Source organism: Maribacter confluentis (assembly GCF_030505015.1).
GTDB lineage: Bacteria > Bacteroidota > Bacteroidia > Flavobacteriales > Flavobacteriaceae > Maribacter > Maribacter sedimenticola.
In genome coordinates, this window is sequence record NZ_JAUKUC010000001.1 from 1,083,522 (window position 1) to 1,103,396 (window position 19,875).

The window sequence follows — 19,875 nt, forward strand, 5'->3', positions numbered from 1 at the left end:
GTTTTAAGTCCAACACCGTTTTAGTACCTTTGGTCAACTTTTTAATTTAAAAAATTTGACAATGGGAAAAGGTTTTTTTCAAGTTCCAAAAGCTATTAACGAACCAATTAAAAGCTACGCTCCAGGCAGTCCTGAAAGGGCATTGGTTCTGGAACAATATAAAGCATATTATAATGACCAAATAGATATACCTATGTATATAGGTCCTGATGAAGTGCGTACTGGAAATACAAAACCTATGTCACCACCTCACGACCATCAGCATATAGTTGGCACCTACCATACGGCTACAAAAAAGAATATTCAAGATGCCATTGACAATTGCCTTACCGCTAGGGAGGAATGGGCCCGTGTAAGTTGGGAACAACGTGCCTCTATATTCTTAAAAGCGGCCGATTTGATCGCAGGTCCTTACCGTTCAAAGATCAATGCGGCTACAATGATCGCCCAGTCAAAAAATATACACCAAGCTGAAATAGATGCTGCTTGTGAACTAATTGATTTTTTAAGGTTCAACGTGGAATACATGTCCCAAATCTATGCTGAGCAACCCGCATCAGCTGCAGGAATTTGGAACAGAGTGGAATATAGACCACTTGAAGGCTTTGTATACGCAATTACACCTTTTAACTTTACCGCAATTGCCGGTAACTTACCAGCAAGTGCTGCCCTAATGGGCAATGTTGTGGTTTGGAAACCTAGCGATAGTCAGATATTTTCAGCAAAGGTTATCGTGGATATCTTTAAAGAGGCCGGTATACCGGACGGGGTAATCAATGTGGTATATGGAGACCCGGTAATGATTACGGATACCGTACTGGCAAGTCCAGATTTTGCGGGAATTCACTTTACTGGCTCCACCCATGTATTTAAATCATTGTGGAAACAAATTGGAACCAATATAGATACCTACAAAACCTATCCAAGAATTGTTGGGGAGACCGGTGGCAAGGATTTTATTTTAGCACACCCTACAGCAAACACCAAACAAGTTGCTACGGCAATATCCAGGGGGGCATTTGAATTCCAAGGTCAAAAATGTAGTGCGGCGTCTAGGGTTTATCTTCCCAAATCCACATCTAAGCAAATTTTGGACTTGGTTAAAGCGGATATCGATTCTTTCAACAAACCTGGTTCTCCAGAAGATATGTCCAACTTTATAACAGCAGTTATCCACGAAGGCTCTTTTGATAAATTGGCCAAATATATTGACCAGGCCAAAAAAGATACCCAAGCAGAAATTGTTGCCGGAGGTAATTATGATAAAACAAAAGGTTATTTCATTGAACCTACCGTGATCGTAACTACTGACCCAAAATACACAACTATGGAAACGGAACTTTTTGGCCCTGTAGTTACCGTATATATCTATGATGATGCAGAATGGAGCAAAACCCTTGAATTGATAGACACAACATCTGAATATGCTTTGACAGGCGCAGTACTTTCAAAGGATAGATATGCTATTGAAGAGGCTACCAAGGCGTTACAGAATTGCGCAGGTAATTTCTATATTAATGACAAACCTACCGGAGCCGTAGTTGGCCAGCAACCGTTTGGTGGCGCAAGAGCATCCGGAACAAACGATAAGGCTGGGTCCGCACAAAACTTATTGCGCTGGGTTTCCCCAAGGTTAATAAAAGAGACCTTTGTCACCCCAGAAAATTATAGATATCCCTTTTTAGGGTAATTTTTAAAAAAGGCCGAAATTGAATTCGGCCTTTTTTATTGAAAATCTAAAAATAAAGAGGTACATTGAAGAATTAATCAATTTCTTATTTCTCACTTAACACACTAATTATGAAAAAGTTACTATTGTTACTTGCAGTATGCTGCTCCTGTATTTCATATGCACAGGATGAACTGGCACAAAACACCATTAAGGCGGTTTTAGCCGGTAACCAATCTCAAGTTATACAACTTGCTGAAGCTTTCCCTGACGATAAATATGATTGGCGACCTACGGAAGGGGTCAATTCGGTTGGCGAGGCTTTATTACATGTAGCGGGCGGAAATTATTTTCTAGCCTCTAAACTGGGTTTTGCTCCCCCAGAAGATGTCGATGTAATGAACTTGGGCAAAATAACCGGTAAGGAAAATATTATAGCGGCATTAAAAAAATCCAATGATTTTGTCCTTGAAAAGATTACTATGGTAGAGGACGGACAATTAAACGATGAAGTGGATTTTGGGTTTATGAAAGCAAATAAATTAGGCGGACTTCTTGCGATTATGGAACATAATGGCGAACATAAAGGACAACTAATAGCTTATGCCAGATCAAACGATATTGTTCCACCTTGGAGCAAATAACATCAAAAAGTATTAAGTAATTCTAGCCTTTAATCATTCATTGATTGAAGGCTTTTTCTTTTGCAAAACTATTTATCTTTCATGGAACCTTCCAAAAAACTGTTTTTACAACAAAGCCAATTGCCCTACATACTGCTTGCTCTTATAAGGACTACAACCTAAAATACATCACTGTAGATAATTTTTAAATGCAATGGTTAATTGAAAAAAAAAATTCTTTAATATTTCTATCAATTCCAATTTTTTACCATGCTACGGATTTTATATGAACAAAAATCATAATAGGTGAATAGTTTAAAACGGCGAAGGTCTATTTATAAATAAGCACAATAACGATAAACACAATATCAATGTAAATTTAACGTTAATTAATTGTAAATTACAAGTAAATTTACGAAATTCAAGTTCACCTTAAATTTAGTCTGCTATGAAAACTTCAACAAAGATTGTCAAAAAAGCTAGTTTCCATATTGCAACTTGGAACGCTGTAAAACTATTCGTTCAAAAATACAGAAGAGCTTACTACCAAGCCTTTAGCCTGTAAATATTTAAACACAATGTATACTACCTCTTAAATTTTAAGGGGAGATACACCATTTTTTTAGTTTCAAAAAAATCTTCCTTGAAATAATCCGCCAAATCATAAATTTTGGCCGTCTTGTAATCCTTAAGTTCCTCTATCAAATCCCCTCCCTTTAAATACAGTATTCCATTACGGATTTCATGTTCGGACTCTTTTTTTATTTTTCCTTTGACCCAATGTACAAAGGTGGGCATAGCGGCAACCGCCCTACTCACAATAAAATCAAATTGCCCAGGTATTTCCTCTACACGCTTATTAACGGTAGTAACATTGGTCAACTGCAAACCTTCAACAACCTCATTGACCACCTTTATTTTTTTTCCTATGGAATCTACCAAGGTAAAATGAACTTCAGGAAATAAAATGGCCAAAGGTATACCAGGAAAACCACCTCCGGTACCCACATCCAATATTAAAGCTCCATTATTGAACGAAGTGAATTTTGCAATAGCCAAAGAATGTAAGACATGTCTAAGATATAATTCATCGATATCTTTTCTGGATACCACGTTAATCTTTTGATTCCAATCCTTATATAATTCTTCTAACTTCTTAAATTGATCTTTTTGGTTTTCCGATAAATTGGGAAAATATTCAAATATGGTTTCAACAGTCATCCGTATCTTTGTAAATAGATTTTATTAGTATATTCACTTTTGCAAAGATTTCGCTTTTAATTAAGCTATCAAACTATTATACATTCATTTAAGTTATAAAAAATTAATATTACCCCATTATGGAACAAAAAACCATACGTTTTTCAAGAACGGATTCTGCAAAGTTCTTCAAGACCTTGAACAGCAGAGTAAACGATTATTTTAAAACCAATAAGTTGAAAAAAACAGGAAACTGGAAATTACACCTTAAAACGGTAGTAATGTTCACCCTTTTCCTTGCTCCCTATTTTTTAATATTGACATTAGGCTTGCCCACTTGGGCCAATTTACTTTTAACAATAGTAATGGGAATTGGTATGGCAGGTGTGGGCATGAACGTAATGCACGATGGCAACCATGGTGCATACTCCAATAAAAAATGGGTAAACAAACTAATGGGCAGCAGTATTTACATATTGGCCGGCAATGTATACAATTGGCAAGTACAGCATAATGTATTACACCATACCTATACCAATATCCATGAACATGATGAGGATATGGAAGCTGGTAGAATATTACGTTTTTCCAAACATGCCGAATGGAAAAAACACCATAGATTTCAACATTTTTACTCTGTTTTCCTATACGGCCTATTGACCTTCAATTGGGCCATTACTACAGATTTTCAGCAAATGTACCGATATATGAAACGTAAATTATCATATGGAAAACTACCGAGCGCCACATTAAATTGGAGTACATTGATCATTACCAAAATTTTATACATTACTATTTGGATCGTTATTCCCATGCTAATATTGGATATTGCTTGGTGGAAAATATTGATCGGCTTTTTTCTAATGCATTATGTAGCGGGTGTTATCCTTAGTGTCGTTTTTCAACTTGCACATATTGTAGATGATGCGGACACTCCGTTACCAGATCAATCCGGAACAATGAAAAACACTTGGGCCATTCACCAATTGTTTACTACGGTCAATTTTGGAACTAAGAACAAGATCGTAAACTGGTTTACCGGTGGCCTGAACCATCAAGTAGAGCACCATATCTTTCCAAATATCAGTCATGTACATTACACAAAAATTTCCAAAATTGTGAAACAGACCGCACAGGAGTTTAATTTGCCATACCACGAGTATAAAACTACCAGAAAAGCTATAATTTCGCACTTTAAACATTTAAAGGAATTAGGCAAGGAGCCTTCATTACAATATTAGAAATTTAAAGTACCTATGAGCAATCAACTTTCGGATAGGATTAACAGTGTTACACCGTCAGCTACTTTAGAAATGGCTGCAAAGGCCCGTGAATTAAGAGCCGCTGGAAAAGATATTATTGGCTTAAGTTTAGGCGAACCGGATTTTAATACTCCTGATTATATTAAGGAGGCGGCTATAAAGGCCATCAACGACAACTACAACTCATACTCTCCAGTAGATGGGTATGTAGATTTAAAAAAGGCAATTATCACTAAATTCAAAAGAGATAATAACCTTACTTATGACCCTGCACAAATTGTTGTATCCGCAGGTGCAAAACAATCATTGTACAATGTAGCCCAGGTAATCTTGAACCCTGGTGACGAAGTTATTTTACCTTGTCCATATTGGGTAAGTTATAGTGATATTGTAAAACTGGCAGATGGGGTCCCCGTGGAAGTTCCTACAACCTTGGAGAACGATTTTAAGATGACCGCACAGCAGTTGGAAGCGGCCATAACGCCTAAAACCAGGATGCTTTGGTATAGCTCACCTTGTAATCCTAGCGGCTCTATATATAGTAAAGAGGAGTTACGTGCCTTGGCCGATGTGTTACAAAAACACCCGCAAATCATTGTGGTAAGTGATGAAATTTACGAACATATTAATTATGGTGTCACAAAACATGCTTCTATGGCAGAGTTTGAGGACATGTACGATCGCACTATAACGGTAAATGGTGTTGCAAAGGCATTTGCTATGACCGGATGGCGAATAGGATATATTGGTGCACCAGCATATATTGCCAGAGCTACCAACAAACTACAGGGCCAAGTTACCAGTGGATCAAACTGTATTGCACAACGTGCGGTAATTACAGCATTGGAAGAATCTCCAGACCGTATTCAGTATATGGTAGATGAGTTCAAGGAACGTCGCAAATTAATATTGGACCTATTGAACGATATTGAAGGTTTTAAATGCAATGAGCCTGAAGGGGCGTTCTATGTATACCCAGATGTAACTTCCTTTTTTGGCAAGACATTCAATAGTACAACAATAAATAACGCTTCTGATTTTTCCATGTATATTTTAGAGGCTGCCAATGTTGCCACCGTTACAGGCGATGCATTTGGTAATGGAAATTGTATTCGTATATCATACGCTGCCTCAGTAAAGGAAATTAAAGATGCAATGTCAAGAATTAAGGAAGCGTTAAAATAAAATTACCGCTTACTTATTCGTAAATAAAAGTCTCTTCTAACGAAGGGACTTTTTTTATTGCCCAAATTCAATTAGGTATTCTTCCAAAAATAAGGCGTTAAGAGAATCAATACGGTAAATAATTCCAACCTGCCGGCCAACATTAAAAATCCGCACCACCATTTGGCCAATACCGGCAAGCCATTAAAGTTACTGACAGGATTTAAACTACCTAGGGCAGGACCTACGTTGCCCAACGAAGATGCGGAACCGCCTATGGCAGATTCAAAATCCAACCCTATAAAACCTAGTACTAGGGCGCCTATGATAAACAACAACATATAAAGCACAAAAAAACCAATGATGTTATAGACAATTTTTTCCTTGACCGTTTTATTGTTATAACGAACGGGAATTATGGCATTGGTATGTAAGGTTCGTTTAAATTCCAACACACCATTCTTTATAATAAGCAGATGCCTCATTACCTTAATGCCCCCAGCGGTAGAACCTGCGGACCCTCCTAAAAAAAATAGGCCAAAAAAGAATACGGTCAAAAATGGTGTCCACTGCGTAAAATCCGCACTAACAAAACCAGTAGTGGTTATCACCGATACAATTTGAAAAAGTGCATGTCTAAAAGCACTTTCAGCATTTCCTAAAACCATAGGATACCCCGGTGTCATATCCGTTATGTTAGCCTTATAATAAATTACGACTGCGACAATTAGCGTAAAGACCAGAACAAAACCGGCATAATATCTAAACTCTTCATCTTTGAAGACTTTCTGAAACCTTCCTTTAAAAGCAAAATAGCTCAATACAAAATTACTTCCCGCCAAAAACATAAAGAAGATAACGATATATTGTATTAAGGGCTGATCGTTCCAATGGGCAAGACTAGCATTTTTAGTGGAGAAACCACCTGTGGACAGTGTAGCCATAGCATGGTTTATGGCATCGAAAAAAGACATTCCGGCTACTTGCAAAAGTATGGTTTCCGCTATGGTATATCCAAAATAGATCAACCATAAACGTTTGGCCGTATCGGTAATCCTAGGGTGCAATTTATCCCCGCTTGGCCCAGGTGCTTCTGCGGAAAAAAGCTGCATACCCCCTATTCCCAATAAAGGCAATATTGCTATGGCCAATACAATAATTCCCATACCACCTATCCAATGGGTTAAACTTCGCCAGAACAAAATACCTTCCGGCATGGCTTCAATATCGTCCATTATGGAAGCTCCCGTAGTAGTATACCCGCTAACAGTCTCAAAAAAAGCATTGGTGATATCTGGTATAGCCCCGCTAAACAGATAGGGCAACATACCGGAAATTGACATCACGACCCAACCAAAAGTTACTATAATATATCCTTCTTTTTGCTTTACTTCTTTTTTATGACCCCTTGTATAATACATGGCAAAAACGCCTACAAACATTGTTGTAATGGAAGCCAATGTTATGCTTAATGTAGCACCGTCCTTATAAACACCACTGATCACCGCGGCCAAAAGCATAAACCCCCCATTACAGAGTAAAAGGAGTCCCATTAAATGGAATATGATTCTTAGATTAAGCTGCATACTAAAGGAACATTCGTTCTATTTTAGGAATCTCTGATGGCAAACAACATACTACGACCCTGTCACCTTCCTTGATCTTGAATCCACCTAGGGCAATATGGCCAACTCCATCCCTTACAACGCCACCTATGGTAGCTGCCTTAGGAAAATCCAAGTCCCTAATAATAGATCCGGTAACCTTGGAATTTCTTTTGACGATAAATTCCAACAGTTCGGCATTTAAATTGTTCAAACGCATTAAAGCTACGACCTCACCTTTTCTAATATGCCTAAAAATATTGTTGGCCGCCAATAATTTTTTATTGATCAATGTATCTATACCAATAGAGTGAGAAAGCTGAAAATAATCCATATTCTCTACCAAGGCAATGGTCTTTTTTATATGTTTAGACTTCGCCACCAGGCAAGACATAATATTGGTTTCGGAATTACCGGTTACGGCAATAAACGCATCCATGGATTCTAAACTTTCCTCCTCCAATAATTCAACATTTCTACCATCCCCGTTGATGATTAACGCGTTGGGCAATTCATCTGCCAGGTCAAATGCCTTTTCCTTGTTCTTTTCAATTAACTTAACATTGAATTTATTGGCACATAGATCTCGGGCAGTTTTGTATCCTACCTTACTGCCACCCAATATCATTACATTCTTTATTTCGGCTTTTTTCTTTCCTGTAAGTTTATATAATTCATCAACACCTTCCTTAACCGTTATAAAGTATACTTGGTCACCTTCCTTGAACAAGGTATCTCCTCTGGGAATTACCGTGTATTGTGTACCTGTACGTTGCAGGGCAATGGGCATAAAATGAAGTTCAGGAAAAATATTTGCGGCCTCCTTTACCATTTTACCCACGAACGGTGCTGATTTAATTAAGGAAACCCCTACCATGATCAACTCCCCTTCCTCAAACTCATAAGTATCGTTAAAAGCGGATTTGTTCAGCAACAATTGTATTTCAGTAGCAGCTAATGCCTCAGGGGAAATTAATTCATCGATCCCTAGATCAGAAAACCTTAAAAGATCTTTGTGCTTTATAAATTCTGTATTGGAAATCCTGGCAATGGTACGTTTACAACCTAATTGTTTTGCCAACATGCACAACGTTAAGTTCGTTGTTTCAGAGGAAGTTACCGCAATAACTAGATCAGAATCCTGAACCTGGGCATCACGCAATACTTCAATAGAGGTTGCATCGCCTTTTAAAACCCGTATATCCAAATGATTGTCCGCATATGCAAGACTTTCCTTTTGACTATCGATCAAGGTTATATCCTGTGATTCATAGGAAAGTAATTTGGCCAAATGAAAGCCAACCTCTCCAGCACCAGCAATTATAATCTTCATTTATATTGTTAGACCGCTAAACATCAAGATATTACTAGAAGTTACTTCTTTACCTATGAACAATGGTAAAACTATCCTGATAATCGTAGCAATTATTATGGGGCAAAATTACATAATTTAATTAGTTTATTATTTATTTTCAGTTCTTTAACCAAACATGGTGCAACCCTGACCATAAAATTAGAATTAAGCATGTGGTATATTGTATCTTTGTGAAAAAATTTGCGATGTCACAAAAAGTTACACCTTACAAAGATTCTGAGCTTGGCAAAAAAGAACAGGTCACCAAGATGTTCGATACCATTTCTACAAACTATGATGGCTTAAATCGTGTAATCTCTTTTGGTATAGATATTAAATGGCGAAAAAAAGTGGTTGAACTATTAAAAAAAGAACAGCCAAAATCTATTTTGGACATTGCCACCGGTACAGGAGATTTGGCCATAGCCCTAGTCGATACAGGGGCCAAACGAATAGTTGGCTTAGATATATCTCCCGGTATGCTAACCGTTGGAAAAGAGAAAGTAAAAAATAAAGATTTGGACCATACAATTGAGTTGGTCGTTGGCGATAGTGAAAACCTAAGTTTTGAAGACAATACTTTTGACGCCGTTACCGTATCTTTTGGGGTGCGTAATTTTGAGACCTTAACCACAGGAATGGCCGAAATACTACGTGTTTTAAAGCCAAATGGAACCTTGGTTATCCTGGAAACCTCCGTACCCACCAAAACCCCATATAAGCAAGGGTACCGTTTTTACACCAAAAACATTCTTCCATTAATAGGAAAACTTTTCTCCAAGGACAATTCCGCTTACGGTTATTTAAGTGAATCTGCCTCGGTTTTTCCACATGGTGAAAAGTTCAACAATATTTTACGGGAAATTGGGTTTATAGATGTAACGAACAAACCTCAAACATTTGGGGTGGCATCTATCTATATTGCAAAAAAGTCCGCTTAAGGAAATTAGAATTTGCTTTACGGATTAATTGCTCTACAATCGTAAACCAGGATATATGAAGATATGGTTTTTTATACCCGTATTGGTATTGATGACAACAACTTCGTTAAGTGCCCAATTTAACGAAAACCCTATACTAAACAAGCAGAACGAAGACAAAAAGTTCTTGAACTGGGGCTATTTCCTAGGATTGAACCAATATGACTTTAAGTTTGAATACAAAGAAAATGCACCTGATATTCTAGTTAGCAAAAGTTTTGGTTTCAACGTGGGACTTATAGGAGAAATGCGTTTGAACGATCATTTGGACTTGCGCTTTGAACCCGGACTTCATTATGGTTCTAGATTGTTGGGTTTTCCCGGATTTGACGAGGAACGCGATGCCATTAGGGAAGTAAAATCAACATACATCAATTTTCCCATCCTATTAAAGGCGAGCGCCAAAAGATTTGGAAACTGGAAACCTTTTGTTATTGGTGGGGGCTCTAGAAGTTTAAACCTTGGCAGCAATGAAGAAAGTTTGGACGATAATAGCTCTGGTACCTTTAGAATGAAAAAATGGGTCTACAATTACGAACTAGGCTTTGGTATTGATTTTTATTTGGAATATTTTAAATTCACCCCATCTATCCGTGGCGTATTTGCCATAACCGATGAACTGGTACCGGACCTTGACCCCAACAGCCCATGGACGGGAAATATTGAATCCATGAAAACTCGCGGCATCTTCATCAATTTTACCTTCGAATAGACATTTGAAATTAGTAAAAGTCATAAAAAGTAATGGTTACACCCCACTACTTTCTTATTTCATGTAATAAAATTGCCGTTGCGGAAGCTACATTTAAACTTTCCGTAGTTTTGTTACCAAATTGCGGTATGGCTATTTTGTCGGTACACAATTCAGTAACTCTACTTGAAATGCCCTTGCCTTCATTTCCCATGATCATAATTCCTTTTTTAGGCAATGAATAGGTATTGATATTGGACCCATCCATAAAAGTGCCATAAACGGGGAGGTCTGTTGATCTTAAAAAGGAATCCAAATCTACATAATGTACGTTAACCCTGGCAATAGATCCCATAGTGGCCTGTAGAACCTTGGAATTGTAGCAATCCACGGTATCCAACGAACAGACTATATCCGTTACCCCAAACCAATCGCACAAACGTATGATAGTCCCTAAGTTACCCGGATCCTGTACGCCATCCAACACCATAATCCAGTCAGACAGAATATCCATTTCTTTTTTTGGGATGTGGAAAACCCCTAAACACCCATTGGGGTTTTTTAAACTACTGATCTGTGCCAATTCTTTTGCAGAAATTAAATTGACCCTACTGTCTCCTAAGTTAAGCTCATTGGGTGCCGTTGCAAAAATTCCGTAGCATTTAAAATTAGAGCCCACCAATTCCTCAACGGACTTTTTTCCTTCAATAACAAACAGCCCGTGTTCATTTCGGTACTTTTTTTGCTGTAGACTTTTGATAAGTTTCAATTCACTTTTGACAACCATACAAATAATGTATTTTTGATTTCTATGAGGACGGCACTTTGCTCCAAAAACAACATGGCTAAATTAAGCTTATTATCCCTACTGGCAATAGTCTTGCTATCCTGCAACTCACTTAAAAAAGTAGAGGAAGATGAATATTTGGTGACCAAAAACCTAATTTATGCAGATTCTGTAAAAATTAATAATGAAGAACTGGAAAGTCTCATATACCAAAAACCCAATTCTACAGTTTTAGGCTACCCTCTGCGACTTAATTTATACAATCTTGCCAAAGAAAACCCAGATTCATCGTACAATGCATGGTTAAATAAAAAGGAAAATAGAAAAAAAAGACTGGAAAAATTCTTGTCCACCAAGCAAGTAAACCGTTTGGGAGAATCCTTTCTGGTCAAAGGCTTAAGCGAATGGCTAAAGGATATAGGTGAAGCACCAACAATACTGGACACCACAAGAACACGCCTAAGCCTTGCGAGGCTTAGCGCCTATTATCAAGGTAAAGGGTATTTTACAAATAATACCAGCTATGAAATCGATACCACCAAAAACAAAAGAAAAGCCAAGGTCAATTACCATGTATCCCTTGGGGAGCCCTATATAATAGACTCGCTTTCCAACGATATTTCATCTACGGCAATTGATTCGCTTTATTTTTTAAATTCCGCTAATTCATTGGTCAAAGAGGGTCAACAGTTTGATTTGGCCAATTTTAATATGGAACGGGAGCGACTAACCGGAATATTCAGAAACAGTGGTATACGCAACTTTCAGGAAAGCTCCATAACATTTGATATTGTTAGGGACACCGTTAAATCTGCGGATGACCAGAAAATGAACATTACCCTTAACATAGGCGATCTAAAAATAAGAGGCGAAAATGAGGTGACTACATCTGCCTACAAGGTAGAAAAGATCAACAAAATCAATATTTATACTGATTATTTATCGACCTCAACTTTAGATTCCATCAACATTATTGAGTATGGGGACTATACCATCCACTACTCCCCCAATTTTGACATTAAGCCAAAAACATTGGCCAATGCCATATTTTTTAAAAAGGACAGTATTTACCGTGATGTAGATAAAATACGTACCTCAAGACAACTCAATGCCTTAAACATATTTAAGTATCCCAATATTATTTTTGAAGCGGATAGTCTGGGAAACAGAGTAAATACCAATATTTATTTGGCACCCAAACCCAAATATTCACTGGGAACCAATTTTGAAGTAAGCAGATCTAACCTGAGAAGATTAGGTGTGGGGCTTGGAACCACCTTACTTATACGGAATATATTTAAAGGGGCAGAAAATTTAAGTATCTCTGCAGATGGTGCTTATGGCTTATTAAGTAACAATACTTTTGAAGCCAACTATTTTTCAGAATTTGGGGGCGATATTACGTTAGATTTTCCACGTATCTGGTTTCCCTTTATCAATACGTCCAAATTAATTCCCAATTATACCCTGCCAAAGACCCGTATTGCCATTGGCACCAGTTTTCAGAACAATATAGGTCTTGACAAACAGACGTTCAACAATATACTGGGTTACAATTGGGTCCCCAGTGATTTCGTTAACCATAATGTAGAATTGCTTAATATACAATTTGTTAGAAATGTGAACAGCAATAGGTTTTTCAATGTATACCGAAATACCTTTGAACGTTTGGACGATATTGCAGATAGATATGAAACCGAACCTGAACTGGCAGAATTTTTTGAATCTGACTCTGACCCGGATGACCCCACATTAATCATCCCATCAGGAACGACAGGTTTTATCAATGCTGTGGAAAACGGAATCATTGCCACCTCAACAACGGACTTTAACGATGTCACTAGGCTAGAGGAAAGAAGAAAAAGATTAACGGACAACAACCTCATCTTTGCTACCAACTACACCTTTAACAAAACCAATAGGGAGGGTATTGTGGATAATAGTTTTTATCAATTTAGGTGGAAACTAGAAAGTGCCGGCAATCTGCTGTCCGCCTTTTCGAACTTTATTCCTTTCAACAAAAATGACGATGAGCAATTATTGGTATTTGGCGTGCCGTTTTCACAATATATCAAGAATGAGTTCGAATATGTTAAATATTGGGACCTCTCCCGCTCCAACGTTTTGGCCACTAGGGCATTTTTCGGCATTGCCATACCCTACGGAAATTCTGACAACATTCCTTTTGTACGAAGTTATTTTGCAGGTGGATCCAACGATAACCGCGCTTGGTTCCCCTATTCCCTAGGTCCGGGAAGTGTTTCGGCAGTCAATGATTTTAACGAGGCCAATCTAAAATTGGCGCTAAACCTAGAATATAGATTTCCTATTGTAGGCGATATCAATGGTGCTATTTTTGCGGATGCGGGAAATATATGGAACGTATTTGACAATGTAGAGGATTCCAATGCCACTTTTGACAGTTTTGCATCGTTAAAGGACATTGCACTGGGCACGGGCCTTGGCCTACGTTATGATTTTACATATTTCCTGTTCCGTTTGGATTTAGGCTTTAAAACCTATAACCCTGCTGAAATACAGTCAGAAAGATGGTTCAAAGATTATAATTTTGCCAATGCCGTTTTACAAATAGGCATTAACTATCCCTTTTAAATATAATTGTTTTATTACTTTTGTTTTTCATTTTTTAAGAAACTAAAAGACCACTCAATTATGGCTCACAATATCAAACCGGGAGTAGCTACCGGAGACGAAGTTCAAGCAATATTCAATTACGCAAAGGAAAAAGGTTTTGCTTTGCCAGCCGTTAACGTTATTGGTTCAAACACCATTAATGCCGTTCTGGAAACCGCAGCAACCTTAAATTCCCCCGTAATTATACAATTCTCCAATGGTGGAGCACAGTTCAACGCTGGTAAGGGACTTTCTAACGAAGGCCAAAAAGCAGCTATACAAGGTGCTATTGCCGGAGCAAAGCATGTACACCAATTGGCAGAAGCTTATGGTGCCGTAGTAATCCTACATACGGATCACTGTGCCAAAAAATTATTGCCTTGGATAGACGGACTATTGGATGCCAGTGAAAAGCATTATGCAGAAACCGGAAAATCACTTTTCAGCTCACATATGATAGACCTTTCAGAAGAACCATTGGAAGAGAACATAGAAATCTGTAAAGGATATTTGGAGCGCATGAGCAAAATGGGAATGACCTTGGAAATTGAATTAGGTATCACAGGCGGTGAAGAAGATGGTGTCGACAATTCAGATGTTGATGATTCCAAACTTTATACACAGCCGGAAGAAGTAGCTTATGCCTATGAAGAACTTTCAAAGGTCAGTCCTAAATTCACCATAGCGGCAGCTTTTGGAAACGTTCATGGCGTATATAAGCCTGGTAACGTAAAGTTGACCCCAAAGATCCTTTTGAATTCACAAGAGTTTATATCTAAAAAATATAATGTAGGACATAACCATATTGACTTTGTTTTCCATGGTGGTTCTGGTTCTACCGTAGAGGAAATAAGGGAAGGTATTAGCTATGGTGTAATTAAGATGAATATAGACACAGATTTGCAATATGCATTTTTAGCAGGTGTTCGTGACTATGTTCAAGATAACAACGAATACTTACAGGCACAGATCGGTAACCCGAAAGGTGCGGACGAGCCAAATAAAAAATTCTACGATCCAAGAGTTTGGTTAAGAAAAGGGGAAATTACCTTTGTAGAGCGTTTAAAGAAAGCGTTTGAAGATTTAAATAACGTTAATACGCTATAACCAACATTAAGGTAACTTATAAATGGATGATATGACGGCTTGGTTTAAGAGAAAGGAAAAAGGAATACAGACTTCTACGGAAGAGAAGAAAGACACACCAAAAGGCCTGTGGTACAAATCACCCACAGGTAAAATTGTGGAGTCAGAAGATTTGGCCAAAAATTTTTACGTAAGTCCAGAAGATGATTACCATGTAAGGATTGGTAGTAAGGAATATTTTGAAATCCTTTTTGACAACAACAAATTTACCGAGCTTGACGCCAAATTGACCTCAAAGGACCCGTTAAAGTTCGAGGATACCAAAAAATACGCGGAACGTTTAAAGGCGGCACAGAAAAAAACCGGCTTAAAGGATGCGGTCAGAACAGGATATGGCAAATCTCTAGGAAAAGATTTAGTGGTTTGCTGTATGGACTTTAAGTTCATTGGTGGATCAATGGGTAGCGTTGTTGGAGAAAAAATTGCAAGGGGTATAGATTATGCCATTAAAAAGAAGGTACCCTTTATGATGATTTCAAAATCTGGTGGTGCACGTATGATGGAAGCCGCGCTTTCATTAATGCAACTAGCAAAGACATCGGCCAAATTAGCCCAATTATCAGAAGCCGGACTACCGTATATTTCCTTATGTACCGATCCAACAACAGGGGGTACAACGGCATCATATGCCATGCTTGGTGACATTAATATTGCAGAGCCGGGTGCATTGATCGGATTTGCAGGCCCACGTATTGTCAAGGATACTACAGGGAAAGAACTTCCCGAAGGCTTTCAGTCCTCTGAGTTTTTATTGGAGCACGGGTTCTTGGATTTTATCTCGCATAGAAAGGACCTTAAAAGAAAAATTAACCTTTATTTAGATTTGATACAAAACAATCCGGTAAGAAAAGAAGCGTAATCCTATGTTTTCTTTTTAAAAAGTTCTCAGATTTCAAAAAAAGAGTATCTTTGCGCCCTGATTGAAAATCAATCAACATACATAAAAATCATTTAAAACAATATTGGAATGTATTTATCTAAAGAAGTAAAGGCCGAAATTTTTAAAAAATACGGCGGTAGTGCAGAGAACACTGGCTCTACGGAAGGACAGATTGCTTTGTTTACTCACCGTATCAACCATTTAACCGGTCACTTGAAAAAAAATCACAAAGACTACAACACTGAGCGTTCACTTGTAAAACTAGTGGGTAAGAGAAGAAGTCTTCTTGATTATATGATCAAAAATGATATTGTAAAATACAGAGAGCTTATTAAGGAGCTTGGTATTAGAAAATAATAATGCAAAAGGGGATAGGCAACTATCCCCTTTTTTTAAGATTACTCCGTGCCTTGGGAGATTACACCTATCATTGGTAAAGGCGAACACAAAAAGCTACACACGGTTTTTCATTGGTCAACACAACAACACAACAACTCCGACCAGAGAAATTAAGTCGGAAAGACCATTGTTTAACAAATCTGTCATGCACAGATTTTAATCGAATTTTATGATTCCAAAAGTATTTAAAGAGGTCATTGACCTTGGTGACGGTAGGGAAATCTCTATTGAAACCGGTAAATTGGCAAAGCAGGCCCATGGTTCTGTTGTTGTACAATCTGGAAAATGTATGTTATTATGTACAGTTGTTTCCAATTACAAACAAAGTGATGTGGACTTTCTTCCACTTACGGTAGATTACCGTGAAAAATTTGCGGCCGCAGGTCGTTACCCTGGTGGTTTCTTTAAAAGAGAAGCTAGACCAAGTGATGGTGAAGTATTGACTATGCGTTTAGTAGATCGCGTATTACGTCCACTTTTTCCTAAGGATTATCATGCCGAGACCCAGGTAATGATCCAATTAATGTCACATGATCCGGAAGTTATGCCAGATGCTATGGCAGGACTTGCCGCTTCGGCAGCAATTCAACTTTCAGATTTCCCGTTTGAATGTGCCATTTCTGAAGTAAGGGTAGGTAGACTTAACGGAAAATTCATCATTAACCCCTCTTTGTCCCAATTGGCAGAGTGTGATATTGATATGGTTATTGGTGCTTCTGCCGATTCTGTAATGATGGTTGAAGGTGAAATGGATGAAATTTCCGAAGAGGAAATGACAGAAGCCATTAAATTTGCCCATGAGGCCATTAAAGTACAATGTGCCGCACAAATTAGATTGGCCGAAGCTTTTGGCAAAAAAGAAGTACGTGAGTACGAGCCGGAAAGAGAAGATGAGGAGCTAGCCAAAAAAATTCATGATATGGCGTACGATAAGGTTTATGCAGTAGCAAAGGCCGGATCCGCAAAGCATGAAAGAAGTGCTTCATTTAGTGAGATAAAAGATGAAATCACCGCTTCTTTTACCGAAGAGGAACAAGCAGACTTTGGTTCGTTGATTTCCAAATATTACTATAAGGCGGAAAAAGCTGCCGTAAGAGACCTTACATTAAACGAAGGGTTGCGCTTAGATGGCCGTAAGACCACTGACATCAGACCAATTTGGTGTGAGGTGGACTACTTACCATCAACCCACGGTTCTGCAATCTTTACCAGGGGAGAAACCCAAGCTTTGGCAACGGTAACACTAGGAACATCTAGAGATGCCAACCAAATAGACATGCCATCACAAGAAGGTGAAGAGCGTTTTTACCTTCATTATAATTTCCCTCCATTCTCAACAGGTGAAGCTAGGCCAATTCGTGGTACTTCACGTAGAGAAGTTGGTCACGGAAATTTGGCACAACGTGCATTAAAAGGTATGGTTCCTGAAGATTGCCCATACACGGTAAGAGTTGTTTCAGAAGTGCTGGAATCTAACGGTTCTTCCTCTATGGCAACGGTTTGTTCCGGAACTATGGCATTAATGGATGCCGGTGTACAATTGAAAAAACCAGTTTCCGGTATCGCTATGGGATTGATTTCCGATGCAGCAACCGGAAAATATGCGGTTCTTTCAGATATCTTGGGTGATGAAGATCATTTAGGAGATATGGATTTTAAAGTTACGGGTACCGCAGACGGAATTACCGCTTGCCAAATGGATATCAAAGTAAAAGGTTTGTCCTATGAAATTTTAGTAAATGCATTAAAACAAGCAAGGGATGGCCGTTTGCACATTTTGGAAAAATTGACCGATACCATCGCTGCACCAAATGCTGACGTAAAAGAGCATTCACCAAAAATGATTACCAGAAGAATTCCTAACGAATTCATTGGAGCATTGATCGGACCAGGCGGAAAGGTTATTCAGGAAATGCAAAAAGAAACAGAAACAACCATCGTTATCAACGAAGATCCAGTTACCGAAGAAGGTATCGTGGAAATATTAGGTGTTGGTAATGAAGGTATTAATGCCGTAATGGCAAAAATTGATGCTTTGTTGTTCAAACCAGAAGTTGGTAGCGTATACGAAGTCAAAGTCATTAAAATGTTAGATTTTGGTGCCGTAGTGGAGTATATTGATGCTCCTGGCAACGAAGTACTACTTCATGTTTCCGAATTGGCTTGGGAAAGAACTGAAAACGTGAGCGATGTTGTTAACATGGGCGATGTTTTCGATGTCAAATATTTTGGCATAGACCCAAGAACAAGAAAGGAAAAAGTATCTCGTAAAGCACTTTTACCAAAACCGGAAGGTTTTAAGGAAAGACCGCCACGTGACGATAAGCGTAGAGATGACCGCCGTGGAAACGACCGTAATCGCGATCGTGACAGAAAGCCAAGAAGGGATTAATCTTCTTAAGTTTATAAAAAAAGGCCTCAACATTTAATGTTGGGGCTTTTTTTATGCATTTCAACGGAAAAATCAATTTTTTTTTACCCTTTTGTAACATTCATAAGTTTTTTACGTATAAGTATATGCAGTCTATGCAATTTGAACTTAATTTATTTTAATGAGACAGCTTAAGATTACAAAACAGGTCACCAATAGGGAGACCGCATCTTTGGACAAGTACTTACAAGAAATTGGAAAGGTAGACTTGATTACCGCTGATGAAGAAGTAGAGTTGGCACAACAGATCAAGGCAGGCGACCAGGTCGCTCTTGAAAAACTTACAAAAGCCAACCTCAGATTCGTGGTTTCAGTTGCTAAACAGTACCAAAACCAAGGCCTTACTTTACCAGATTTGATTAACGAGGGCAACCTTGGGTTAATTAAAGCTGCACAGCGTTTTGACGAAACGCGGGGATTTAAATTTATCTCCTACGCCGTATGGTGGATCCGTCAATCTATACTACAAGCTTTGGCAGAACAATCCCGTATCGTTCGTTTGCCATTGAACAAAATTGGTTCGATCAATAAGATCAACAAAACTTTTGCCTTTCTAGAGCAAGCGCACGAAAGAATGCCTTCTCCAGAAGAAATTGCAAAGGAATTGGATATGACCGTTGAGGATGTTAAACAATCCTTGAAAAATTCCGGTAGACACGTTTCTATGGATGCTCCACTTATAGATGGTGAAGATTCTAACCTTTATGATGTTCTTCGTAGTGGTGAGTCTCCTAACCCAGATAGGGAATTGCTTCACGAATCATTACGTACCGAGATTGAACGTGCTTTGGAGACATTGACTCCACGCGAGGCAGATGTTATACGTTTGTATTTTGGTCTTGCCGGCCAACATTCCATGACTTTGGAGGAAATTGGTGAAACGTTTGACCTTACAAGAGAACGTGTGCGCCAAATTAAGGAAAAGGCGATCAGAAGATTAAAGCATACTTCCAGAAGTAAAATTTTAAAAACGTATTTGGGTTAAAAATTCAATACATTTAAGTTATAAAAATTACAGGTTAAATATTCCTTAAATTGGTAATATGGCATA

At 38.3% G+C, this 19,875-nt stretch carries 16 protein-coding genes; 12 read left to right on the forward strand and 4 right to left on the reverse strand.

From position 1 onward, the window contains the following. Window positions 1–61 precede the first annotated feature (61 nt). Window positions 62–1,690, forward strand: coding sequence for an L-glutamate gamma-semialdehyde dehydrogenase (gene pruA / locus Q2T41_RS04755; RefSeq protein WP_304435141.1), 1,629 nt, complete (start codon window positions 62–64; stop codon window positions 1,688–1,690). Window positions 1,691–1,800: 110 nt separating this feature from the next. After that, window positions 1,801–2,313 carry a DinB family protein gene (locus Q2T41_RS04760; RefSeq protein ID WP_304435142.1) on the forward strand — a complete coding sequence of 171 codons (513 nt, stop codon included), beginning with the start codon at window positions 1,801–1,803 and terminating at the stop codon, window positions 2,311–2,313. 564 nt (window positions 2,314–2,877) lie between these two features. Here the strand turns inward: Q2T41_RS04760 and rsmG are convergent. After that, complete coding sequence (gene rsmG, locus Q2T41_RS04765; protein WP_304435143.1) at window positions 2,878–3,513, reverse strand: 16S rRNA (guanine(527)-N(7))-methyltransferase RsmG; 636 nt, start codon at window positions 3,511–3,513, stop codon at window positions 2,878–2,880. A gap of 119 nt (window positions 3,514–3,632) precedes the next feature. On the opposite strand from rsmG, the gene Q2T41_RS04770 reads away from it, so the two are divergent. Both Q2T41_RS04770 and Q2T41_RS04775 read left to right on the forward strand, forming a co-directional pair. Continuing rightward, the gene (locus Q2T41_RS04770) at window positions 3,633–4,733 is read left to right on the forward strand and encodes a fatty acid desaturase family protein (protein WP_089262271.1); all 1,101 of its coding nucleotides are present in this window, start codon (window positions 3,633–3,635) and stop codon (window positions 4,731–4,733) included. A gap of 15 nt (window positions 4,734–4,748) precedes the next feature. Next, the gene (locus Q2T41_RS04775; protein ID WP_304435144.1) at window positions 4,749–5,939 is read left to right on the forward strand and encodes a pyridoxal phosphate-dependent aminotransferase; all 1,191 of its coding nucleotides are present in this window, start codon (window positions 4,749–4,751) and stop codon (window positions 5,937–5,939) included. Between the two features lie 71 nt (window positions 5,940–6,010). Here the strand turns inward: Q2T41_RS04775 and Q2T41_RS04780 are convergent, their stop codons facing one another. Beyond that, entirely contained in the window at window positions 6,011–7,504 is a 1,494-nt protein-coding gene (locus Q2T41_RS04780; RefSeq protein WP_304435145.1) for a TrkH family potassium uptake protein, read from the reverse strand. A 1-nt stretch (window position 7,505) separates the two neighbouring features. Then, window positions 7,506–8,855: a Trk system potassium transporter TrkA gene (gene trkA, locus Q2T41_RS04785; RefSeq protein WP_089262277.1), complete on the reverse strand. Its 1,350-nt coding sequence runs from the start codon at window positions 8,853–8,855 to the stop codon at window positions 7,506–7,508. A gap of 227 nt (window positions 8,856–9,082) precedes the next feature. Between trkA and ubiE the strand changes: the two genes are divergently transcribed. Both ubiE and porT read left to right on the forward strand, forming a co-directional pair. After that, on the forward strand, window positions 9,083–9,817 hold the full coding sequence (ubiE, locus tag Q2T41_RS04790; protein ID WP_304435146.1) for a bifunctional demethylmenaquinone methyltransferase/2-methoxy-6-polyprenyl-1,4-benzoquinol methylase UbiE: 735 nt from the start codon (window positions 9,083–9,085) through the stop codon (window positions 9,815–9,817). A gap of 55 nt (window positions 9,818–9,872) precedes the next feature. After that, window positions 9,873–10,568 carry a type IX secretion/gliding motility protein PorT/SprT gene (gene porT, locus Q2T41_RS04795; RefSeq protein WP_089262282.1) on the forward strand — a complete coding sequence of 232 codons (696 nt, stop codon included), beginning with the start codon at window positions 9,873–9,875 and terminating at the stop codon, window positions 10,566–10,568. A gap of 46 nt (window positions 10,569–10,614) precedes the next feature. Here the strand turns inward: porT and Q2T41_RS04800 are convergent, their stop codons facing one another. Continuing rightward, entirely contained in the window at window positions 10,615–11,334 is a 720-nt protein-coding gene (locus tag Q2T41_RS04800) for a TrmH family RNA methyltransferase (protein WP_304435147.1), read from the reverse strand. 54 nt (window positions 11,335–11,388) lie between these two features. Between Q2T41_RS04800 and tamL the strand changes: the two genes are divergently transcribed. The 6 genes from tamL (at window position 11,389) to Q2T41_RS04830 (ending at window position 19,809) form a co-directional block, all read left to right on the forward strand. Continuing rightward, the gene (gene tamL, locus Q2T41_RS04805; RefSeq protein ID WP_304435148.1) at window positions 11,389–13,947 is read left to right on the forward strand and encodes a translocation and assembly module lipoprotein TamL; all 2,559 of its coding nucleotides are present in this window, start codon (window positions 11,389–11,391) and stop codon (window positions 13,945–13,947) included. 60 nt (window positions 13,948–14,007) lie between these two features. Beyond that, window positions 14,008–15,075, forward strand: coding sequence for a class II fructose-bisphosphate aldolase (gene fbaA / locus Q2T41_RS04810; protein ID WP_089262290.1), 1,068 nt, complete (start codon window positions 14,008–14,010; stop codon window positions 15,073–15,075). Between the two features lie 31 nt (window positions 15,076–15,106). Continuing rightward, window positions 15,107–15,973: an acetyl-CoA carboxylase, carboxyltransferase subunit beta gene (gene accD / locus Q2T41_RS04815; RefSeq protein ID WP_304437404.1), complete on the forward strand. Its 867-nt coding sequence runs from the start codon at window positions 15,107–15,109 to the stop codon at window positions 15,971–15,973. 108 nt (window positions 15,974–16,081) lie between these two features. Next, window positions 16,082–16,351 (forward strand): 30S ribosomal protein S15, encoded by a 270-nt coding sequence (gene rpsO, locus Q2T41_RS04820; RefSeq protein ID WP_058106043.1) that lies wholly within the window; start codon window positions 16,082–16,084, stop codon window positions 16,349–16,351. 211 nt (window positions 16,352–16,562) lie between these two features. After that, window positions 16,563–18,785 carry a polyribonucleotide nucleotidyltransferase gene (locus Q2T41_RS04825; RefSeq protein WP_304435149.1) on the forward strand — a complete coding sequence of 741 codons (2,223 nt, stop codon included), beginning with the start codon at window positions 16,563–16,565 and terminating at the stop codon, window positions 18,783–18,785. Between the two features lie 160 nt (window positions 18,786–18,945). Beyond that, window positions 18,946–19,809 (forward strand): sigma-70 family RNA polymerase sigma factor, encoded by an 864-nt coding sequence (locus Q2T41_RS04830; protein ID WP_089262294.1) that lies wholly within the window; start codon window positions 18,946–18,948, stop codon window positions 19,807–19,809. Window positions 19,810–19,875: the final 66 nt, after the last annotated feature.